Source organism: Cytophagaceae bacterium (genome assembly GCA_016722655.1).
Classification (GTDB): domain Bacteria; phylum Bacteroidota; class Bacteroidia; order Cytophagales; family Spirosomataceae; genus Leadbetterella.
This window is the reverse complement of sequence record JADKIR010000005.1, coordinates 1,262,869-1,286,533: the sequence shown is the minus strand read 5'-3', so window position 1 is coordinate 1,286,533 and position 23,665 is coordinate 1,262,869. Positions and strand designations below refer to the sequence as shown.

General features: G+C 36.5%; 15 protein-coding genes. 5 read left to right on the top strand and 10 right to left on the bottom strand.

The features are described from left to right. Positions 1-197: 197 nt before the first annotated feature. Positions 198-1,661 (top strand): hypothetical protein, encoded by a 1,464-nt coding sequence (locus tag IPP61_21395; GenBank protein MBL0327679.1) that lies wholly within the window; start codon positions 198-200, stop codon positions 1,659-1,661. Between the two features lie 155 nt (positions 1,662-1,816). Here IPP61_21395 and IPP61_21390 read toward each other — a convergent pair whose 3' ends face one another. After that, on the bottom strand, positions 1,817-4,327 hold the full coding sequence (locus IPP61_21390) for a GNAT family N-acetyltransferase (protein MBL0327678.1): 2,511 nt from the start codon (positions 4,325-4,327) through the stop codon (positions 1,817-1,819). Positions 4,328-4,827: 500 nt separating this feature from the next. On the opposite strand from IPP61_21390, the gene IPP61_21385 reads away from it, so the two are divergent. Then, positions 4,828-6,195 carry a CotH kinase family protein gene (locus IPP61_21385; GenBank protein MBL0327677.1) on the top strand — a complete coding sequence of 456 codons (1,368 nt, stop codon included), beginning with the start codon at positions 4,828-4,830 and terminating at the stop codon, positions 6,193-6,195. Between the two features lie 517 nt (positions 6,196-6,712). After that, entirely contained in the window at positions 6,713-7,537 is an 825-nt protein-coding gene (locus tag IPP61_21380) for a hypothetical protein (protein MBL0327676.1), read from the top strand. A gap of 398 nt (positions 7,538-7,935) precedes the next feature. Here the strand turns inward: IPP61_21380 and IPP61_21375 are convergent, their stop codons facing one another. The 5 genes from IPP61_21375 to IPP61_21355 form a co-directional block, all read right to left on the bottom strand. Next, positions 7,936-9,105 (bottom strand): S8 family peptidase, encoded by a 1,170-nt coding sequence (locus IPP61_21375; GenBank protein MBL0327675.1) that lies wholly within the window; start codon positions 9,103-9,105, stop codon positions 7,936-7,938. A 177-nt stretch (positions 9,106-9,282) separates the two neighbouring features. After that, positions 9,283-9,546: an HNH endonuclease gene (locus tag IPP61_21370; GenBank protein ID MBL0327674.1), complete on the bottom strand. Its 264-nt coding sequence runs from the start codon at positions 9,544-9,546 to the stop codon at positions 9,283-9,285. A 262-nt stretch (positions 9,547-9,808) separates the two neighbouring features. Further along, positions 9,809-10,480 (bottom strand): response regulator transcription factor, encoded by a 672-nt coding sequence (locus IPP61_21365; protein ID MBL0327673.1) that lies wholly within the window; start codon positions 10,478-10,480, stop codon positions 9,809-9,811. A 6-nt stretch (positions 10,481-10,486) separates the two neighbouring features. Next, entirely contained in the window at positions 10,487-12,292 is a 1,806-nt protein-coding gene (locus IPP61_21360) for a sensor histidine kinase (protein MBL0327672.1), read from the bottom strand. Positions 12,293-12,434: 142 nt separating this feature from the next. Then, positions 12,435-13,019 (bottom strand): collagen-like protein, encoded by a 585-nt coding sequence (locus IPP61_21355; GenBank protein ID MBL0327671.1) that lies wholly within the window; start codon positions 13,017-13,019, stop codon positions 12,435-12,437. Positions 13,020-13,442: 423 nt separating this feature from the next. On the opposite strand from IPP61_21355, the gene IPP61_21350 reads away from it, so the two are divergent. Beyond that, positions 13,443-13,763, top strand: coding sequence for a GIY-YIG nuclease family protein (locus tag IPP61_21350; protein ID MBL0327670.1), 321 nt, complete (start codon positions 13,443-13,445; stop codon positions 13,761-13,763). A 369-nt stretch (positions 13,764-14,132) separates the two neighbouring features. Here IPP61_21350 and IPP61_21345 read toward each other — a convergent pair whose 3' ends face one another. Continuing rightward, positions 14,133-15,641 carry a hypothetical protein gene (locus IPP61_21345; protein MBL0327669.1) on the bottom strand — a complete coding sequence of 503 codons (1,509 nt, stop codon included), beginning with the start codon at positions 15,639-15,641 and terminating at the stop codon, positions 14,133-14,135. 12 nt (positions 15,642-15,653) lie between these two features. After that, the gene (locus tag IPP61_21340; GenBank protein ID MBL0327668.1) at positions 15,654-19,493 is read right to left on the bottom strand and encodes a class I SAM-dependent DNA methyltransferase; all 3,840 of its coding nucleotides are present in this window, start codon (positions 19,491-19,493) and stop codon (positions 15,654-15,656) included. Between the two features lie 2,089 nt (positions 19,494-21,582). Here IPP61_21340 and IPP61_21335 point away from each other — a divergent pair. Beyond that, entirely contained in the window at positions 21,583-21,933 is a 351-nt protein-coding gene (locus IPP61_21335; GenBank protein MBL0327667.1) for a hypothetical protein, read from the top strand. A gap of 47 nt (positions 21,934-21,980) precedes the next feature. On the opposite strand, the gene IPP61_21330 is transcribed toward IPP61_21335, so the two are convergent. Next, positions 21,981-22,397, bottom strand: a complete 417-nt coding sequence (locus IPP61_21330) for a DsrE family protein (protein ID MBL0327666.1) — start codon at positions 22,395-22,397, stop codon at positions 21,981-21,983. A gap of 50 nt (positions 22,398-22,447) precedes the next feature. After that, a complete protein-coding gene (locus tag IPP61_21325) occupies positions 22,448-23,662 on the bottom strand; it encodes an MFS transporter (GenBank protein ID MBL0327665.1) in 1,215 nt (404 codons plus the stop codon). Positions 23,663-23,665 lie beyond the last annotated feature (3 nt).

Sequence of the window (23,665 nt, the reverse complement as noted above, 5' to 3'; positions counted from 1 at the left end):
AAGAAAAATTTTCTGGCTCGATTTTTGAAATAATTTGGGAAAGAAAATGTAACAACATGAATACAAGATTATTAAACAAAGCAAAATATCTGAAACCAAAGCTAAAAGTTATTGGTAAAATTAGTTCTTTAACTTTAAAAACCGGTTCTATTTCTGATTTTGGTGGAAATAAATACACTCCTTAATTTTTTATAAACATGAAAAAAACACTTTTGCTATTTTTGACTTTTATAGCTTTTAAAAGCTTTTCGCAATGTACAACCTGTACATATATATATTCAGGAACAGGCTCTACAAATTTCAATGTTAATTCCGGAGAAACCCTTTGTGTGAATTCTAATCTCACCAACCCCAATATCAATGGTGGTAATGGTACCATTTGTGTTGCTACCGGTGTAAGTTTTACCTGGGATAATATGAGTGCCAACCAAGGCTGGACCATAAATAATTATGGCACCACCAATACTTCAATGACCGGTGGACAAGGTACTTTTATTGTTAATAATAAAAATGGAGGTACTTTCAATTTTACTTCTACCAATCAGATTTCTTTTGCTCAAAATGGCGGACAAACAACTCAATTCAATAACGAAGCCGGAGGGACAATAAATGCTGTCAGTACTTCTTTGTTTATGATACAATCGGGTCCAACGATTAACAATAGTGGAAATATTTATTTCACTAAGTTTGAGAATGCCGAGACTACGCTTAATAATAACGCCTATGTTAATGTAACCACCGAGTATTACAATCATGGCGGACTGACCAACAATGGCTTGATTGAGGTAAATTCTTTGAGAGTAACGGATAAAAACCTACCAATGGTTAATGGGTCCTCTGGTGATATTATTGTTCAAAATGGTGCAAGTATAGGTGGCAATATGACTAATAACGGCACCATGGAAATTAAAGGGGGAGATTTGACAATTTCGAAAAATATTTCCGGTACTGATGGTTGGATCAGAGTTGAAAATGGCGTATCAAATATCCAGTGTGGAGGATCATTTTTTGGTACTAATCTTAAGTTTTGTGATGTAAATACTTCCGGAAATAACCCTGATGCACAATGTGCCAATGCAGGTACCTACAATGCAACAGTAAATTGTAGTTATTCAACAGCGGGTACACCATTTCCGGTTAAGATTAGTTCTTTTGAATCCAATACAAGAAAAAATGCTATTTATATAAATTGGAATGCTTCCGAAGCCAATAATTTTGACTTTTTCAGAATTCAAAAGTCGCAGGATGCCAAGTCATTTGAATCTATTGGTAAACTTGAATATAATAATGAATCTACGGTTTATTCTTTTGTGGATGAAAAACCGTTTGAAGGTTTAAATTATTACAGACTTCAACTCAATGACCTTGACGGAACTGTAAAATATTCTAAGATAATTTCTGAAAATTTCTCTTTTGATGGTGAATTTTTTGATATTGAGAATCCGGTGAAAGGAAACAGGATTCATATTTTTTCCAATATCAGGGATTCAAAAATTGATTTATTGGATTTGAATGGAAGATCAATTCCTTACTCAGTTACTAATTTAAGTGATGGTGAGGCCTATATTACTCCCGGAAAGAAAACTCCGGGCATGCTTATCGTTAAAGCAAAAGGGAAATATCAGGTTTTTACTAAAAAAATAATTCAAAATACGGATTAAGTTTTTTTTAGTTTACTATACTTCCAAAGATATTTTTGATTATTGAATACCTGCTGTCAAAAGCAGGTATTTTTTTTGAAAAGAATTGAAATAAATACCTTCCATTTGTTGAAAAATAAGGATCAAAATATTGGATATCATAGTATGGCGATGTACTATTTGGTATAATATTTACGAATTCCATAAATATAACCTATTGAGAATATTATAGTTATCGAGAACCAAATGACATTGGCAAAAGCTCCGGTAGCCTCTTTAAGTGGATCGTAAATTTGAGCAAGTGAAACAATACCCAATAATAAACCTATGATGGCTTCAAACACTTTTCTTCTTCTTTCACTAAGGATATTGATATTATCTTTTAATTCAACTTTCTTTTCTTTTATGCTTTCAATTAATTCGTTTATACCCCTGTGTTGGTGACCAAATTGGTATAAATCCTGCTCTGTGGGATACTGGAAAACATTGGATAAAAGTTTTGTATTCAGATTTTCATCAATCATCTTTTTGTCTTTTATGAGGGCTTTATAAGTTTTGTTTTTATTGTTTAAATTAATTATGTCATCAATATATGCTTCTGTGTTTTCAATTAAAAAACTGTTATGAGCAATTACTGAATTTGGAATAATTAAATAAGGGCTTATACCCATTTTATCCCATGATTCTCTGAATAAATTATCATTATGACAGAAACATGTAAGAGCGTTTCTGTTCATAATCAACATTTGAGTGTTTGTTGCACTTTCCAGTCTAGGATTTATTGTATCAAGGATTTCCTCATACTCCATCCTGTCGAAATCAAAAATTCCTATACAAAAACCGCAAAACACTTCGAATAGCTCCTTTATTTCAGGAATATCCCTCATAACTTCCTCCAATTCATGCTCGTTTGAGTTGTCTTTTTCATGAGAAAGCCGGGTAAGTCTATAAATTTGTTTCCAAATCAATCCTTTATTTCCGGAATTTAAACTATTCAAATCAAAGTATTTAGCGAGAACATCTTCTGGTTGTTTTATCAATAATTCTGTTCCATCAGCATGTATAATATTTTCATTGGAGCCTTCAACTTCATTTTCATCGATTCCTGTATCAATTTGTGCTGTTCCTGAGGCAATTGTATATGTTTTATTGGAAGTGTCAAGCTGGGTTTGCGAAATAAGCTCTCTTAATAAATCGTTTAATTCAAAATTCCTATCATTGTATTTGAAATTTAATCTGGAAATATACTTTTCTTGACCTCCTGTATAATATTTAATAAATTGAATTATTTCCAACTCGTTTAACCGGACTCCATCGGCATTTGTTAAGACAAGTTCCCAAATTACAATCCTGCTATTTTTAAAAGTCATTTTGTTAAGAAATGCCCTTATTTTTTTGCTGTAATTGTCAAAATTATTTTCTGAATTCTTGATAAAAAGCGTTTCCTTTCTACCTTCTGAGGTAAATTGAAACTCAGTATCGAACTCAACCTCTACTTCGATATTTTCCAGATAGCAAACACTATGATAGGGTGGATTCATGTGGAATCTTTGTGACAACAGATCCCGCTCATATGAGCTAAAGATGGGGCAATATTCCAATGAATATTGTGTAGGGAATTCCATTATTTCCTGATGTTCCACAAAGTGAAAAGCAAGACTTACTTTGCTAAACAGGAATTTAGGTTGCTTATAAAAGACCGGAACTTCTCTAAGATAAAACTTTTCATCTATTATTTTGGGTGAAGTATAATTTCCAAAAATTTGTTTTACTTCCTGGTCAATTTTTACCAAAATGTTATGGTCATCTGACTCAATACCTTTTGCATTTAATATATACTGTTGCTTTAATATACTCTTATAGCTCCAAAGATCAACTTTATCTTTCGTGTCAAATTTTAAAAGGGGGTCTATGTCTTCCAGAATATCTGAAATATCCATTGAAAGCCTCATTCTCAGGAGGTCATCATCTAGTCTACTTAATTTTTCGTCAAGCGGACGCTTGTTTGTGCCATATTCAAGTGAATTATAAAGATCGGTTAAAAACTTAAAAACCAGATTTTTATTTATCTCGAGTCGTAGGTTGGTAAGCTTTGGGAAAACCATCAAAAAAAGATTGTAAACCCGGCTTTTTCCTGCAAAACTTGGCTGAACGTAGGGAAGGTCTATCCATTTAGCTTCGACTTTTTCGAAAAATCTGATTCTCTGATACAAAATAGCTTCATTGTCAGGATTTTGTGGGGTTAATGAGGGATTCTCGGTTTCAAAAAATACCGCCTCTATTTTTTTTACCTGGTGAATTCCTTCAATTTCTGAAATACAAATCGGAATCCCTTTTTGAATTATAAATCTACCATACCCTTTCTTTCTTAAATTTTTATCAACAAATAAATAGGTTAGATGCGAACAATTGCTTTTGGTATAATATTCCAAAACCATTGCCCCTACCAATAATTCCTCATTTTCTATGGAATCATAAACCACAAATAAATATGAAAAAGGATCATACTCGTTTCTTTCGCCTTTAACTCTTGCCAGAATATTCTCAATATTCTCACTTTCATCTGAGTCAGGTGGAAAGTTGGCATTATAAAGGCTCAGAAACCTTGAAAAATTCTTTTCTTTAAAAAAGTCTTTGGCATTATGATATGAGATAAATCGATATGAATAGATTTCTGAAATTGACATAATAAACTAATAAAAACGCGAAAAACTAGATGTTTGGTTAAAAAAAGAAGAGGCAAAAGGACTAAAAATCAAACCAAAAATATTTTTTTCGTAAACAAATTGATTACTAAGGATTTTTTTAAAGGCTAAAAATATAAAATAAAATCAAATATTAAAACAGAATTGTGGCTATAAGTTTGTAGCCTGTCATTTTTAAATTCCCAAATATTTAAATAGTTAACTTGTGTCAGAAATTGTAGGATTAAATAATACTTCTATTTCGATATTTTGAAACTTCTTTCATTTGATAAAAGAAATAATTTCTGTGTTTATTTATTTTTTACAAATGGCCAATCCAAAAAACCTATATTTGCATAACGATATTTTCAAAGACAAAATATCGATTAAATTATTCAACCATAAGTTCTTATTCAGGAAATATTAATTTCCTGAGAGCTATTTATTTCTTTAAATGAAACGGGTATATATTAAAAAAGTTCTTAATTCCTGCAATTTTTGGATTGGCGATCATTTCCTGCTCAAAAGATATTCCGGAGATTGAAGAAAAGCCTTTCGTGAAGATTGACCCGGTACCAACAATCATACCCAAAGGCACCGAAAAGTACCTCAATACAGGCTCAGAATACATTTATAATCAGGATTCTGTCAAAACCTATCAGTTAATCTTCAATGACGAAGATTTGTCAAAACTCAACGCCGATCCGGCAAAGGAAGAATATGTGAAAGCGGCCCTGGTGTTTGAAGGCGATACCATCAGCCCGGTAGGAGTGAGGTACAAAGGCTCAATAGGTGCTTATGCCGGCTGCTTGTCAAATCCCGACTGGACCAAGCCTTCGGGTTTTAAAACCTGCGTAAAACTTAGTTTGCAGGTCAAAATCAATTGGGAAGGGAGAAAAGAAAGATTTTATGATTTAAACAAATTGCAGTTTCACAGCCAAAACTACGACAAATCACAACTCAGAGAGCGGTTGGGCTATTGGCTCTTTTCCGAAATGGGCGTTCCGGCTCCCAGGTCGGTGCATGCCAGACTGAAAGTTAATGGAGAGCTTTGGGGTCTTTTTGGACTTACCGAAGAAATAGACAACCGTTTTGCAGAGTATTTTTACAAAAATGGAAAAGGTGATATATACAAAGAAGTATGGCCGGTGAAACCAACAGGGGTGGTTCAGACCGATAAGGCTTTTATTGATGCCCTCAAAACCAATGAAGAAAAACCTGACCTAAGTTTAATTAGAGAATTTGGCAGTGCCTTTGCCAATTCTACTAAAGAAAACGCTAAAGATCTGGTCAAAAAGTACATGGATGTCAATCAGATTATGGCATATTGTGTGGTTGACAGAGCCATAAGGCATGACGACGGCCCTTTTCACTGGTATTGTTCTTCTCTGGCTTCGTGTTACAATCATAATTACTATTGGTTTGAAGATAAAAAGAACCAAAAAATGCATCTTATCCCATGGGATCTGGACGGGGCATTTGAACAGATAAGCAGCAATAATAATATTGTCACCCGAATAGCGGATAAATGGGGGAATATTTCGGGCAATTGTGAGGTGTTTTCAGCCGGAGACAATTTGTACCGGCAGCGGTCGGCAGCATGCGATAAGCTTACCGGGGCATGGGTGGAGTTTAGAACAGAATATGCAGATTTGAAAAAGCATTTACAGCAGAATATACTTTCTGACGAAAAAACCATGAAGCAAATCGACATTTGGGCAAAACAAATAGAGCCCTATATAAAAGAAGCCGATTACTACTACAATTTGGGCATTACCAATGAAGCCAACAAAAAAGCCACCACACCTACCAACTGGAACAATGCCGTTAACACCCTTAAAAATCAGGTAAAAACGGCAAGGACGCTGTGATTTCCTTGAAAAATAAAATAAAATTTAAATATTTTCCTTCACATTTTATTGAACATACGCTTAATATTTAATACTGGAACAATTGCTTGAAGAAATTAAAATGATCTAACAATTAGAGTAGCTAATGTTATTTGGGTACAATAAAAAAAGTTGGGGGGGATACCAATCTGACGTTGCCTACCGGCGGTCTTCATTTTTTTGCTCGCCCAAAAAACGAGCCGGGAGGCGACCCTCCAAAAAAGGGCGGTCTGTGCAAAATGTCACGAAAAATTTTATTCTGCCATGATAAATTAGAAATTTCCTTGTAGAAAATTTTTCTAAACACTGCACAGACGTTCAAAGTATTTTCATTTGATTTAATTAAAACCTATGAGTTTTTGAATTTATAATTACCCCCCCCCACTTATTGGATTGATCCGTTATTTGGGAACAATTTACCTCAAAATAAAAAAACAGAGAGAAAGAAGTCTTTAAAAGAATAAACTTTAATGTCCTTCATTAATTTTGAAAAAAAAATATGAAATTTCGATTCATACTCACACTACCATTAATATTAATAGTGCTGAGTGTAAAAAGCCAAAACGCTAAAGTAGTAAATACACCTTCAGGTTTAGTAATCTCCAATACTGGAGGCACAGATACTCCGCAATCTTCCTCAATAATGGAAATAAGAAGCACCAACAAAGGAGTTTTACTTCCATCGATGACTACGACCAATCGCAATGCCATCGCTACTCCTCAAAAAGGCCTTTTAATTTTCAATAATGTTGCCAATCAATTTAACTTCTTTGATGGCACTTCCTGGCAGCAGGCATTTTTCGGAAATCAATGGAGCATTAATGGCACCAGCTACTACTATAGCGGAGGTAATGTGGGTATTGGTGTAACTACTCCAACTCAAAAGTTACAGGTAAACGGAACAGTGGAGAGCAGTGGTGGTTACAATGTAAACGGTGTGCCTGTCGCAAACTATTATTATTCTTCTCCCTGGATGACCTCAACCTCAGCTTCAGTCGATACGGTAATTGACGGTACATGTTTAAGGAGTAGAAGGCTGAGCATACCGCAGTTAACTCTTGACCATATCAATACCGGAATGGTGACTGTTTATATGCGGGTAGGTGGCATTGGCCCTTATGTTTTGCCTTATGTATCAGATGCTGGGGGTTCTACCAATAGTGTAGGATTTTTTTTAAAAAAGGCTGGTGAGATTATAGTATTTAGACACACTTATAAAACTTGTAGGTTTAACAGTGGTGTGGCGGAGGAATACCCGGGACAACCGGTTTTGATAAATCTCCCGGCATCACTTGAGTATAGGGTGGTTATTATTAATAATTGAAGGGAGTTCTTCCGTGCTCCATTCAAAGAAATTTATAATTTAATCATTTCAATAATCCCTTCAACGCCTCCATACCCAACCATGGGAGGCGGTGATGGAGCATGCATGGCCTTGTCTTCTCTTAAGGGTTTTTAGGGTGATCACAAAAAGGGTAACATAAATTGATTATAAACTATTCTTCAATATTTTAAAAAAACTTATACTTGTTTCCACAATACTAAAATCCTAATGAGAAAGTAAATTGTTGTTAATAATAACCTTTAAACTCAAACAAAATTTGATCGATTTAGGAATCGATAATATTTTTAGATACTAAATTAAAAAAAATACAGGAAAATTTAAAAAAAAGAGGAGCTTTTTTGGCTCCTCTTAATTAGTGAAAATCTTAAAATGAAGAATCATCTCGATGCCAACCCATCAGGATTTCCGTCGGGATCACCAGTTACGGTTCCTCTGGTATTCAGGTTTCCTAATAACAAAATTCCTGCCACATGTGGCGTAGCCATGGAAGTGCCACTGATAGTATTGTAAGAATCACCCATCCAGGTGGATTTGATACTTACACCGGGTGCACAAATATCAACAGGCGGATTGCCATAATTAGAGAAAGAAGCAAATACATTGCTTACGTTATGAGCTGAAACTGTAATGATGTTTGGTCCATTTACCCTTGCCGGAGAATGATTGTTGGCATCGTCTGTTTCGTTACCTGCTGCTAATGCAAACTTTACACCTGATGAATTAGAAGCATTTAATACCGCCTGATCCAAGGCAGTAGAAACGCCACCACCTAAACTCATATTGGCTACATCACCCGGTTGACCATGAGCAGCAACCCAATCTACCCCGGCAATTACCCCTGAATTTGAGCCACTGCCTCTCGCACCCAATACTTTAACCGGTACAACAGTCGCACCTGCTGCTACACCAACTACTCCAATTGTATTGTTGAGGGCAGCTATTGTTCCTGACACATGGGTGCCATGACCATTGCCATCGTCCATACCGGCGTCTTTACCGGTAGTAAATGCTGAAAATCCTCTGCTGGCATCTACTTTGAGATCAGGATGTGACAGGTCTATACCCGAGTCAATTATCCAGGCAGTTTTGCCGGTACCATTACCTGCTCCGCCTACTGCAGTAATACCCCAGGGGATTTCCTGAGCTGGTTGGGTAGTGCCACCACCGGGCTTACCTTTTTGAGAAATATAAACTTCAGTGTCTTGCTCAATGTAATCTACTGCTCCTGAAGCCAAAAGTTTTTGAGCTTCAGCAGGAGATAAGAATGCTGAAAAACCAGTTAGAGCTGTGCTATAAACATGTTCAATGGCAGCGGGATTTGCACCGTTGGCAGTAAGTAGTGCGACTACTTTTTCTCTCACAGCCGCAGGCATGCCTTTGGTTTCGGGGGCAGACTTTAATACCACAATGTATTTGCCCGGAATGATTTTGTTGGCTCCGACTGCATTATCGACAGTCATCAGATTCGCCTGGTTGTTGATTACTTCGTTTTGGTTACATGAAATTGCAACCACGGCAAGAGCCGCAGCAAGGATAGTTTTTTTCATTTGAAGAGGTTTTGAGTTGATAAAAAAATTAAATCTCGATTTTAAAACTACTCATAAAAATCATATTATTCTAAAAACTAAACTGATTTTTAAGAAAAATAGTCAAAGAGAAATTTGTGCAAAAATCAATCCATAAAAGCTATGTGCCAAAGATTTATTTCTGATATAAAGATTTTTTCATTTCACCAATCCCTTCAACGCCTCCATATCCAACCAAGGTCTGCGGCGGTGAAGCATGCGATGGCAATTAGAACATACCAGAGCCATGTCTTCGGGTCTGGTTTGAGTTTCTTCAGTGAGCTCAGAGATAGGGTAGGTGTGGTGGGCTTCAATATAACCCAATCCCACTTCTCCGTATTTTTCGACAAACGAAAATCCGCAAACATCACAGCATAGCTTTAGGTCGGTTTTAAAGCGAGCTTCTTTTACAAATTTGACCAAAGCAGCATTTCGTTCTTTTTTGCGGTGAGTATGTATTTTTCTTTTCCTTCAATAAAACCATCAAAATCAGCTTCGCTTTGAATTTCATGGTCGGTCGGGATTAATTCTGATGTCTTCTGTCTGTATCAATTCTAGAATCCTTTTCTTACCTGAGAAGAACCTTCCTTTTTAACATCCAGTTTACCTAAGGCTCAAATAAATGTAAATCGGTATATAAATCTTATTTGTTTTGATTTATTTCAAATTCCTAAATTAAAACTTATCAGAAGAAGTAGTTTTTTGAAATGGCTATTTCTACACCGTTTACGACTACGCTTTTTGAGTTGTATTTTTCTATCTTGTCTTTGTTGACCACAAAAGCCCGGTGAACTTGAAGGAATTTTGATAGAGGCAAAACTTCTAAAATTTGTGCAATAGTTGACCTGCATTTGTAAACCTTTTTATTGGTATGGAATAGCAAATAATTGCCTTCGGATTCGATATAGTTGATATCCTCGATGGCTAATTCAACCTTATATTCACCATCTTTTACTAAAATAGTGTGTTTGGGTATGTTCTCTTTAGCCGATTTGATTATGGCCAATTCAACAGAAGCCACTAAATCGCTATTTTTAAAGGGTTTTGTGAGGTACGAATACGGCGAAGTAGCCACTGCTTCACTAATAACTTTGGGGTTTTCGTAGGCCGTAAGATAAATAAATGGTACTCTTTGTTTGTTTTGAATGAGGTTTCCAAGTCTGATACCATCCATTTCACCATCACCGAGATTGATATCAAGGATAGCGAGGTCAATCATTTCTTTATTGAGTATTGTCAGTGCCTCGTCAGCGTTTTTTGCCTCCAAAACCTGATAACTATTTTCAATCAGCACCTTTTTAGTTAATCTTCTATTGAGGTAATCATCTTCAACTATTAATATTACTTTTGATTTCATCTTTTTCTAAAAATAGATTTTAAGTTCAAACCCCCTTTTGGATTGAGTTTCTATAATCCCATTAAGCTGGTCAATCAAACCTTTCATTATTTCTACTCCGAGGCCTTTGGTTTTTACATTATTAAAATCAAAACCTTCTCCATTGTCAATATAATTTAAGAGGTTCTTTTCTGAATTTTCATCGGGAATAATTTCTATACTAATAATGCCATTGGGCTGGTTTTTAAAGGCGTGCTTCATGCTGTTGCTGACCAATTCTACAATTATCAAACCCAGGGGCAGAGCCTTTGAAAGATGCAATGTTTCGATTTCACAAGTGATAAACATACTCACATTCTTCGATTTATTATCATACGATTCCTTTACGAGTTCAGAGAGATCATTTACATATTGATTCAGATTTACGTCATTGACACTGTCATTGATGCTCAGTTTTTTGTGCAACATCGCTATCGAATGAATCCTGTTTTGATTGTTCCGAATCAAGTCATCAATATTGCTGTAATCGATTGATTCTTTTTGAATTTCCAAAATACTGATCACGTATTGCAGGTTATTTTTTACGCGGTGCTGTAATTCTGACAGCAAGACTTGTTTTTGCTCAATTGCCTTTTCAATTTCTTCTTTTTGGCGGCTTATTTCTACATTTTTGCTTTGTAAAACTGCATTTGCTTTATTTTTCTGACGGTTATTCTGTATTAAAATGATGGCTAAAATTCCCAAAAATATTAGAAAACCAATAAGTGAATTTTGCCTGATGGAGTTGTCATAATCTTTTCTGGCTTCTAATAAATCACGTTTCCGTTGTTCTTCGGCCTTAACAATATTTTGTGTTTGAATAATTCTTGAAGCTGTGTAAAGACTATCATTGGCAGCATTAAAAATCTTTAGGTAAGTTATTGATTTTGAAGGATTACTTTTCTCATAAATTTGAGCCAAAAGTTTAGCCGATGCTGCCGTCAGGACTAAATTTTTGAATTCCCGGCCACCACTCAGAGCTTTTTCGGCATAATAAACTGCCGAGTCCGGCTGATTAATGGCATGAAAAACGGAAGCCAGATCAACTGACTGCTCCGATTCTAAAAAAGGATTACCAAATTTATTAGAAAAATGAGTGGCGATTTTTAGGTATTTCAATGCCTCAGCATAGTTTTTTCGTTTATTTTCCACTCTTCCCATTATCGCATTGGCATACGATACTTCGATTGGGATATTTAATTTCCGGCACGCTTTATTAATTATTTTACCATAATACATGGCATTTTCAAAGTCATTGAGATTTTCATAAACCTCGCCAAGATTATGGTAGATCAACCATTTACCATGGTTAGGCAGATACTCAATTTCCGGATCATTTTTGGCTTTCAAAAGCCATTCGAGCCGCTGTTTACTATCGTTTTGTTTTTCATAAACTAGGGCTATCAAATTGTAAAATACGATTTCTAATTTAGGGTATTTTTCCTGACTGATTTTCAAGCCTTCATAGGCAGTCCGCATTCCTTCTTGCCAATCACCGGTAATGGTCGTTACAAAACTTAAAGCTTGTAAGGAAACCAACTCACCATAGGTGAAATTGAGTTTTCTGGCCAGTGAAATTGATTCATTAGCATAGATCACCGCCTGGCGAGGTGCTGTCATGGTGTGATACCTCGCCAATCGCCACAAATTGATAACCCGATTGGTGTCTTCGGCATAAACTGTCAATTTTAGTTTAAGTTCATCCACCTCATGTTTGGGTAAACTAAGCGGTTGACCAAATACTGTTAAAGAAACCGATAGGAAGAAAGATGTTTTAAACAGTATTTTGAACATAAATGCAAGGCATTACTTGAATTTTAAAAAACACCTTTTCCTTTCAAATGGAAGAGGAAAAGGTGTTAGGTTATAAGATGTAATTTATTGTATAACTACTAAAAACAACAATCAGTTTCATGGCTATTGTCCTCCGCCTTTCTCAATCTTTCAAGTTGTAATAGGCTTTCACGGCATTATAGTCTGAGAAATCTACTGGTGCTTTGCGTCCATTGCGGAGGTCATTGGCAGGGATAATAATTACACGGACTGGTGCGGTAAAGGCTCCAGATGTACCAAGTGATTCTCGGCGAATTGCTAAAAGATTACCAGTTGCCATTGCAGGATTAACATTCACCCAAGTATTATATTGACCAAAATCTGTTGGACCTGCTTTTACTAAACCAGGAACCAAAAACCAATTAAAATCTGCACCGTTTGGGTTAGCAATTCCTAAATATGTAACGATGGCACTCGAAGCCAATGTCTGACCTGTTACGTTTGTAAAAGCAAAGTTTTGTTGATTACCTACGGTATTAGCCCAAGTCCGGTTGGCAAAGGTAAATTGTGTAACAGTAAAATTTTGACCGGCTGCTCCAGTAGCACCAGTAGGTCCTTGTGGGCCTGCAGGACCAGCGGGTCCAACTGCACCATCCGCACCGGCCGGTCCTTCACAAGAAGTGAATGTTAAACTAATGCCTACAAAAATTGTGAGAAGAATTGCTGAAAAGAAACGTAATTTTTTCATGATTTTAATGCGTAACTCCGCCGAGTTTGTTTGAGTAAAAAAAAAGGGCTTAAAATGATAAAGGCTTTTGATTCCGATCATGGATCAAAACTATTTGGAAGGCCAAAACCCTCAAAATTTCTGGGATAGAATTGCTTTTTTGGGGATAGAATGAAGAATTTGCTTAAAAGACCCGCTTTTTTTTTGGAAATTTAATATATGATTTTACAACCAGACTAAATGTTGAATTTTGAATTAAAACGGCAATTGCTGATGCATTTTTTAATTAGATATCTCAATAGACCCTCTGGTGAATGATAGGAAGGCCGTCTGCTAACACTCAAATTGACTGATCCTCTCTAATTATAATTATAGCTTTTTGACAACTATTTTTTCTAAAGATTCCGAAATTTTAGGATATTTAAACTCCATTAAAAAAACACTATGAAAATCTACTACCACTACATCTTAAAATGCTCTGATGGAACATACTACACTGGGATGACAAATAATCTGGAAAGGAGGTTTTGGGAGCATGAGTCTGGCACCAATGAAGATTCTTACACTTTTTCCAGAAGACCTATTGAACTTCAATTTTTTGAAGAATTTACGGATGTAAACCAATGCATTGAATTCGAAAAAAAAATTAAAAAGTTGTCAAGTAAAAAGAAACAAGCCCTTTTTGAAAAAAACTGGGATAGACTTCATGACCTAGCAAAATGCCGAAATGAAACCAATTCGAAGAATTATAAAAGAGAAAAATGATTTTTGTGTGAGCTTTGAATTTAGAACAAAGTTAAAATTTAGCTTTTGAAAATATGTTCTCGACTGACGCTCGAACTGACAGTGGTTTGTCACATCGAGCGGTAGTCGAGATGAGAGTGCTCTAGTGTTTTTTTGAACGAGTTAAAATTAGCTTTTGAAATCGTGTTCTCGACTAACGCTCGAACTGACATACGGGTGTCACATCGTGCGGTAGTCGAGATGAGAGTGCTCTAGTATTTTTATTGAACGAGTTAAAATTAGCTTTTGAAGACGTGTTCTCGACTAACGCTCGAACAGACAGTGGTTTGTCACATCAAGCGACAGTCGAGATGCAGGAAAGAATAAAAACAATATGCAGAATTATCCTTCTTACTTCTTCCCATGCTTCCTGAAAGCCTGGATCAACTGATAAATAAAATAGGCGATGAATATGCGGCTGAGGCCTTCGATGGTACGGGAGACCGGATTAGGTTCAACCGATAGTTTTTCCGCCACAATATCTGTTTTGTGAGCAGGATTGATGAAATCAAAATATTGTGAAAGCACATTGAAAAACTCACACCAATATTCTAATTTTAATAGATTGGGTGTGTATGACCACAATGAAACAATATAGAGAAAAAAGAAACCGGCAGAAACGTAAAAAGTTGATTTTAAGCCTTGTTTCCAATCTACTCCATGATTTGTGCTAAATTTATTTAGGCATAAATTTATTTTTTCCCATCTGTTACTTTTCCATGGGAGAGACTCATCTAAGGCGTTCATTTCAAGAGAATAATACTCTAAAGCATCTTTTTGTGAGCCGCGGTTTTCGTAGATTTTTTTGATTTGGCTATAGGCACCCTGTTTATCCAAATTTTCCTTATTGATAAATTTTTCAGGAAACTTACCCCCAATTATAAATGCTTCGATAATCTTGGAGCTTTTAAAGTCAATTAATGCATTTTGGAAATCACAACCTATAAATGTAACTTTTCCGATATCAGAGTCAATAAAGTGTAATTGTTCTCGGCAAGTAAAAGACTTAAAGTTAATTTGGCCATAATTGATAAAATTGTAAAAAGTCAGGGAATTTACAGTTATTTTACTAATATCAACAATTGTATCTTTGGAGATAAAACCATAGTTGAATTGAATTTCACCTATATTACAAATTTCACTTAAACCTAAAAATCCATTTTTAATGTTATTTATATCAAGTATTTCTATTATTAAAGGTTCAAGGTCAGGCTCAAAAAGTAAATTGTTATTAATATTTCTGACATTTGAAGTATTAAATGCTATGGTTTTAAAACGACCACCCCTAATCTGACAATTGTTGATTTCGATATCTTTAGAAAATGAAAGAATTTGGGTGTTGCCTGATCCAAACTTAATATTTTCTATTTTTCCGCCATTTAGTGAAAATCGTCCTACTGTATTTGAAGTAAAAATAATATCATTTTTTATTTTGGAATTTCCTGTGAAATAAAAAATATTAAATGAATTTGATAAAAAATTAATTCCACCATTGAATTCGCCTCCAAACATTTTAAACGAATTACATGTACAATTTCGAAATTCTACTCTTCCTTCAAAAAGGAAATTTTGGTCAATAATAATGTCAAATGGGGTTTCAATCGAAACATTGAAGATAGTATTTTCATAAGAATTGCAATTTTTAAATCTGACAAAACCATTTGCTTTAAGTTTTTGAAGTGTAAAATTCCCAAAGGTAACACCTTGAAAAACAACACCATAATTAATTTCTATCTCTTCAAATACATGACAATCATGCAAGGTTGCACCATCAAATCTTATAATAGGACCATTCGCAGTTTCAACAATAGTATGTTCTCTTGGGTTTTTAAGAGCGTTTACAAATTCAGCAGCCGTCATATTCTCAAAAGTTTAGTGTACACTCCCCTCAACCAAAGCAATTTCTTCCTCGGTAAGCCCATAAAGCTCATACACCATGCGGTCGATTTCGGCTTCCAATGCTGTGGTGTCGGCGGTGGGGTCTTGTTTTTTGAGGTCGATAATTTTTAAAGTTTTTGATTTGATTTCTGAATTATTGTCTTGAAAATCAACTGGTATAGGAATCTGACCAAAATATTTCCAAATCAGTTGATAGCCATTTTGAATAGCCGTGCAATATTTTGATATTAAATACCATCCCATTTTTGAATTCAGCAGACCAACTAATGCTACATCATTTTTGGGAATCATCCACATGGAATCATTGCATAGTTTGCCTGTATTTTCATAAATGAAACACGGCTTGACTTGAAATTTCTGATAAAGTATTTTGGGCTTAACAAATTGATCATAGTAATCGCATGCCCTCAGTTCCCACCAAAAATCGCCTTTGTCGGTTCTGACTTCGGCTTTTTCTTTGAAAGGCTTCAAATGTTCTGCTATAGCGGGATAATTCCTTTTAAACCAATCCCATGCTTCATCAAACGGCATATTGCCATATCTCGGGAAATCTTCTTCTACTATATTTTTCTTTGATTGAGGAATGTTCCTTTTGATAGTAAAACCTTTTGGAATAAGGATTAAAAAGTGCGTGTTTTCTTCACTGGCAAAGGGCTTGATATTCCTGCCTAATAGAAATGGTTTTATCAGTTCTCTACTACTTTCATGTTTTTGAATCAAGCTGTCTCTGGTAGTTTGATCAATGATGAAAGCCTCTGATAAGCCAGTTAAAATTCCTCTGAAAGAGCTCCCATTTAAATAATTCTCTAAAGGTTTCGATTTTTCTTTTAACTTTTTCAATAGCATTTGTTCCTTACTATCAGTTAAAATCCAAGTCTCTGAATCCAAATTATTAAAATCATATTTGGTTGAATTTGACCTTACGTAATAAGAGAATCTTTCAGTTTTTAATTCTTTGACCTTTGTGAAGTTAAAATCATTTTTTGACTCTTCTTTTGAAGCGATCAGAATACAGGGATAAGTGGTGGCTTCATCGAATACTTGTAAATCACCAAAGTCAATAATTTCATTGAGATTTTGCTCTAAAAACAACTTTCTAAGATTTTTTCCATAGCCAGCCTGCATCCATTTATTTGGCATAATGAATGTAAAATTGGCTTCCGGTTTCATGAGTTTGAAGCTCAAATCTACGAAATATACATATAAATCACTTGTGCCTGAATAAGTTACATAATGGTTTGATAAATAATCCTTTATATCCTTAAATTCCTCCTGTCTGATATACGGCGGGTTCCCAATCACCACATCGAAGCCCACAAAGGCACCTTCGTCATTGAGCACTTCGGGAAACTCAAACCGCCACTCAAAGGCATTTTCAAAGATGCGGTTGCTTTTGATTTCTTCTACATCATTGCTCAGTTTGTTGATCTCGTCTTCCAGTGTTTTGCGGTCTTTGAGCTGAGCCTTGGTGAGTTTGGTATCAAAAAGCTGGTTAGAGGTATATTTATGATAAAGCTCGGTCGAAAGTCGGTCGAGCCGCTTGAGTTTCGGGTCGTTTTTGTTGATTTCGGTTCTGAAGTCTGACTTGATGGCATTGATCAGGCTTTCCATCTCCCGCTTTTCGGCCTTGTTTTTGGCGTTTCGGTAAGTGTCCACGGCCACTTTGTAAGCGTCTATCGTAAACTTGCTTTTCCGTAAAGCCACCGAGAGGTCAGCATCCAATTCAAACCTCGATATGAGCGAGTTGCCGCATTTGATGTTGATGTCGATATTGGGGAGGGTTTCGAGTTGAACCTCACCCCCCGGCCCCTTCTCCACAGGAGATGGGGAGTTGGTTTTGTAATAGGCGTTTTTGAGGAGCTCGATCCAGAGACGGAGCTGGCATATTTTTACGGAATTGGGGTTGATGTCCACCCCGAAAAGGCAGTTTTCTATCAGTGTTTGTTTTTCATGGAAGAGCGTTTCCTGCACCCGCTGGCTTTCGGGGTTGGCGGGGCGATATTCAAACAAACGCCCTTCTTCGTCCAATACCACCAGTTCGTCGTTGACCACCTGAATGTCATATTCTTTGAGCCTGCGGCCATTGCGATCCTGCAAAATGCGAAGTTCATGCTTAATGGCGATGAGCTCATTGAGAGCCGAAACCAGAAAATGCCCGCTGCCCACCGCAGGGTCCACGATATGCAGGCTGTTGATGAGGGCGTTGGCTTCGTTGCGGTCTTCTATCTTGTCATACAGTTCCCCGAGGTCGGCCACATTCCAGCCTTTGGCTTCGTTAAACTTCTGTACCACCGCACGACGGAGTGTCTCGCGGCACATATACATCGTGATAAAACCCGGCGTGAAAAACGAGCCGTCGCGATAGCCGTTGATTTTCTCAAATATCAGCCCCAACACCGAAGCATTGATGAGGTTTTTGTTGTCTTCCTCTATTTCTTCCTTGCCTTCAGAACTAAAATCGTAGGCATCGAGAAACTCAAAGAGGTAATCTATGGCATTGAGCTTACCGCCACGTTTCTTACCGGTGTTATCTTTCAGTACAGTACCGGAGTGGATGGGCAGCTGCATGTCGTCTTCAAGGTTGCTCACAAAAAGGCAAACTTGCTCCAGCTCGGTATCGGAAAACAGCGAACTGTTGAGATAAGGAATTTTCCCAAACTCGGCATTGATTTCCGGGCTACGTTCAGATGTTTTGCGGGCCAATACCTGAAAAAACAGTTTGTTGAGTTTGTCGTAGTCCTTGATACGGGCGGTATTGAGGAAAGCATAGCTGCGGTCACCACTATGATAGGCCAACAGCTGTGCTTCGAGTAGCTTCAAAAACAAGATGCGGTTGATCCAGGTGATACACAGCTCCAGAGCCACATTGAAATGTACCTCTTCTTCGGTATTGCCATAGGCACTGCGGTTGGGCAGCCGGGAGATTTTATTGAGCGTATCCAGCTGGGCAATAGTATTTTCCAACAGAGAAGCAGCATCCCGCTTTCCTTCTGGCTTGCGTTGAATCAGCTTTTTGCCTTTGTCGCTCACCTGTTCCAGGCCTATGATGTGCAGCAACTCATTGTAAAAATTCTTGTTGAGTGAGTTGCTGTCGTTGGCAAAAGGTAGCTTGAGCAGGTGCTCAGCCGAAAGCAGCTTAAATAATACGATTAGCTGTCGGTCGTCGGCTTTGTCGGTATTTCGCAGTGCCTTTTCATATTCATGGATATTGAAATAGGTGTATTCCAGGCTATCCTGTACTTTTTCAAGTATCGGCCGGGCGATTTCCTTATAAAAATGGTCGGTATTGGAATTGCTCAGGCGACCTTCTTCAAAGTCTTTAAACTGTTTTACTAGGTCTTTGTTTTGAGCAAATTCCCGCTCAAATTCCTGAGCATCAAATATAATCCACTCGTGTATGTCGGTGGCGATGAGGTATTTTACCGAATTGTTTTTGCCGGTGATTCTTTCTCTTAAAAAATACAATACCAGTTCCTGAACGGCTTTGCTGTTGAGCTGTCCTTCACGGGGCATCTCAGTTTTATTGCCGGGCTTTTTGGTTTCGATAATCACGCCCACGGGGGTATCAGGCGAATGTTCGGTATGAATTACGAGGTCATTGCGGTCTTTGGTATTGATAAAGAACCTGCCTTCAAATCCGGTGCGTTTCAGAAATTCGGAAAGGAGATTCTTGTGAAATTCTTCAGATTTATTGTTGTCGGTCAGATCGAGTAATTCTATGAGTTTGGCTTTAAATAATTCTATGGCAGCCCTGCCGGGTTTTATTTTGAGAAAAGCCGGATTGAGTGATTTACGTGGTTTAATAGAGGCCATAAGGTGAAAGGTGATTTCTTTTTTCAAAAATAGTAAATAATGAGTTAATGTGCTAATGAGTTAATGTGCTAATGAGTTAATGTGCTAATGAGTTAATGTGCTAATGAGTTAATGTGATAATGAGTTAATGTGCTTTTAGAGGGAGGAGGCAACAGGGAGTAGGCAGTAGGTTTTTAATTTAGTAAGGTGGAAAGTTGGTAAGTTCCGGGTTGCGAAGGGCGAGTACTGAGTATGAAATGTTCAAGGTGTTAATTCTTCATGCCCTTAATTCCTTAATGGTTAAGAAAAGAATCCTGATTTCTTCGTGGATTTTGTGGCTACTTTGCGGCTTTTGCGTTACTTAGGCAATAGGGGGAAGGCAGTAGGTTTTTTTTGGTAAGTTGGTAAATTCCGGGTAGCGGGTTGCGAGTACTGAATTTGAAATGTGTTAAGATTAAAATCTTTATGCCCTTAATTCCTTAATGGTAAAAAAACGGAACTCAGATTTCTTTGTGGATTTTGTGGCTCCTTTGCGGCTTTTGCGTTACTTTTTTAACCGTTGCTTATATAGAAATCCTTAATGCCCTTAATCCCTTAATGTTTAAAATATGCGACAAGAATTAATTAGCCGGGTTTTGAGTTTTTAAATACAGTTTAAAATATGTTTAAAAGGCAATATATTCTAAATGAGGAGAGAATTATGTACATATCAACCGAAGATAAATTAATTGATTGAAAAACATTTTACTTGATACACAACATCCGTGATAAAGCAACAAAAAGTTTTTACTTGATAATCAACATGTGTTATAAAGCAACAAAAAGTTTTTACTTGATAAACAACAAGTGATATAAAGCAACAAAAAGTTTTTACTTGATACACAACATGCGTTATAAAGCAATAAAAAGTTTTTACTTGATACACAACATGCGTTATAAAGCAACAAAAAGTTTTTACTTGATAAACAACAAGTGATATAAAGAAACAAAAACATTTTACTTGATAAACAACAAGTGAAATAAAGAAACAAAAACATTTTACTTGATAAACATCGAGCATTACAATGCATCAAAAAGTTTTTACTTGATTCAAAATCCTTGAAACATTGAAGAATTAAAAATTTAAAGGAAGTAAATCATCCAGTTAACCATTCGAGAAATAAATAATAGAATTCACAGAATACATTCCGGGAATCAATGGAAAGTTTTAGGAAAAGTATTAGCATTCAAGATTAGAAGATAGATTTCTGATGTAGAAGCTTCTATTCAACGAGATGAAAATTGGGGTTTTTAGAAAAATTGAGCCCGGATAAAATAAATCTAACATTTTTAGATTTTTAAAATGTTTGGCTAATTTTTCTAGCAATCAGGTGTAATTATCTAATTAAGAGCAATTTAAGTCAAAAAAAATACAAACTTTTCAGGGAAAGCATTTTTTGTCTTGTATATTTTATTAGCAATTCAATAAAATTTTTAATCAAATCTAAAGGATATGGTTATATTTAAATTTTTAAATAACTGATAGTCAATTGTTTAATTTTTTGTATGATTTTTAAAAATGACCGTTTAGTAATATTTTTATTAGAAGAATTTTTTACATAGTGCTTATTATTAATGATTTAGAAATTTAGTTACTCAAAATATTCATTTTATTTTAAAGGTAAATAATCAACCTCTTGTTTTGTATTATCTAAAAGATATAACTTTGTAATGTATAGGATAAAACAACATTGTCTTCTATTTAATTTTTTTAATGAATTTGATTTTTTAAATCAGATTCTTCGAAGTTCGAACTCGAAAAATTGAGCAGTGTTCAGATGAAGTAAGAAAACCAAAAGTAAATTTCGGCTCTTTCTGATTTTGAATAAGGTATTTGTTATCAGACTTTTATGCTTGATAGCCTGAGATAGTTGTGCTCGTACATTAACAGATTTGGGGAGCGAACAATCGCTTATTTAAAGGAATTCAGACTTAGATAAAAATCAAAAGGCCCCCGTCGTGAGAAGGCAGCCCCTTGACATAGTTCATAATTAGCGTTTAAAATTATGTCAACATTTGAGATTTATCAAGGAAAGATTCCAATTTTTTTACTAATTAATTTTTTAAAAGAATGAGAAATCAAACTTTGAATTCAGCTTTAGATAGAATCGCGGGAGTGCGATCTATCTCTGCCGAGCTTGATCTCGGCAATGGTCTCAGTGTTGAAACTTATCAGTCAGCAATTTCTGAGGTGGAAGTTTTGCTCAACTCTTACAACACCCAATTGGCGTCGTTGGGAGAGCTAAGGAACAGGATTAAAGAAAAGGAGATGGTTCTGAAGGACTACAACGAGCGTATTCTGATCGGAGTTGGAGCCAAATTTGGCAAAGATTCCAATCAATACCAGATGGCCGGAGGCACCAAGAAGTCGATGAGGAAGAGACCCCGACGAAAGCCCAATCCTGACAAAGTAGCCGAGTAAAAACCAAAGGGGCCATTCTATGATATGGCCCTTTTTTTATATAAACATCAGAATGTCAACACTGTTTTGTTTTTCCTGATAAGGGCATAGAGGTCGGCAAGGGAAGAAAACTTACAAACCTGCGGCTCATTGTTTTTTCTTTGTACCAGACAAGTACCACATCCTAGTATTACTCCACCGCTTTTCAGGAATTTATCAGATTGTTCTTTCAAGTTGGCATTTTCTTTTACCAGATTGTCGAGTTCCACGCCTTTTCCCAATAAAAACACCGATACGGTATCTCCGGCATTTTTTGAAAAATTGGCTAATCTCAGGGCATTCCAGATAGTCTCTACGTCATTGGAATATATCACCATCCCGATACTGGTGGTAGGAAAAGTAGCAGCCTTGGAAGTGCTTTGAGCCGAAAGTTTATTGATAAACAGACTCAAAAAGAAAGTGATAAGAATTAAAGTTTTTTTCATTTTTAGAATAATATTTTAGAAAGGAGTTTTTCAAAATTAGAGTTTTTAATTTATGGGATAGCGTTTGGCATTCTGAATTTAATCACGACTGCCGATAAGATGGTAAGTAATCCAATAAATGCAATCGCAATGGGAAGCCCCCAAATATCGGAAAGAACTCCCGAAACAATAGCTCCGATGGAATAACCCAGGTCTCTCCAGAGTCGGAAAGTGCCAATACTCTCCGCCCGTTGTAAAGGTGGAGTGGTAGCCGCAATAGTTGATAAAAATGTAGGATAAACCAGAGCGGTGCCTATTCCCAGAATTACAGAAAGTGAAATCAGATACATGAATTTTTGAAGAAACAGGAATCCTAAAATGGCAATTCCCTGAAGCATCATACCCCAAAACAGCATGGATTTTTTAGAATAATGATCTGACATTTTGCCTGTAAATAATTGACCAATTCCCCACACTACCGGATAAGTGGCGGTAATGAGCCCAATGTCGGCGATATTTAGCCGATACTGGAAAAGTAGTATAGGCAGTAATCCCCAAATCATACCATCGTTGAGGTTATTGACCAGGCCCGCTTGTGTAACGGTACTCAGGGTTTTGTTTTTTAAAGTAGTCTCCCAAAAAATATTTCCCAGGGCTTTACCGGGCGAGGTTTTGTTTTCCTGATGGGTAAAAACACGGGTGTCGTTGACAAAGAAAACACTCAAAAGCAGGCCAAAAACAGAGAGCAGAATTCCCAGATAAAAAGGGTAGGGGATGATTCCAAACCGGTTGGCAATGTACCCGGTGAGCCAGGCAAAAATTCCGACAGACAGATATCCTGCGAATTCATTTAGGCCCATTGCCAGTCCACGGTCTTTTTCACCTGCCAAGTCAATTTTCATAACTACGGTGCTGCTCCAGGTGAAGCCCTGACTTATTCCGAGTAATCCATTGGACAAGACCACGACATACCAACTTTCGGCATAAATCAGCATAAAGGGGATGGGCAGAGCGATAATCCAGCCTAAAATCAGAAGGTTTTTTCGCCCAAAACTGTTGGCCAGTTTTCCTGCGAAATAATTGGTAATGGCTTTGCTGAGTCCAAATGCGGTTATAAAAGAAAGAATAGCAACGTAAGAAGAAATCCCAAAATTTTCGAAAGCAAATTCCGGGAAAATGGTGCGTTCCAGGCCTACCATTCCCCCAACAAATGCATTGACAATCACTAAGAGCGTAAACTGCTTCCAGTTTTCTTTGAGACCCAAGCGTATGTTTTTTTGCTGCATAGA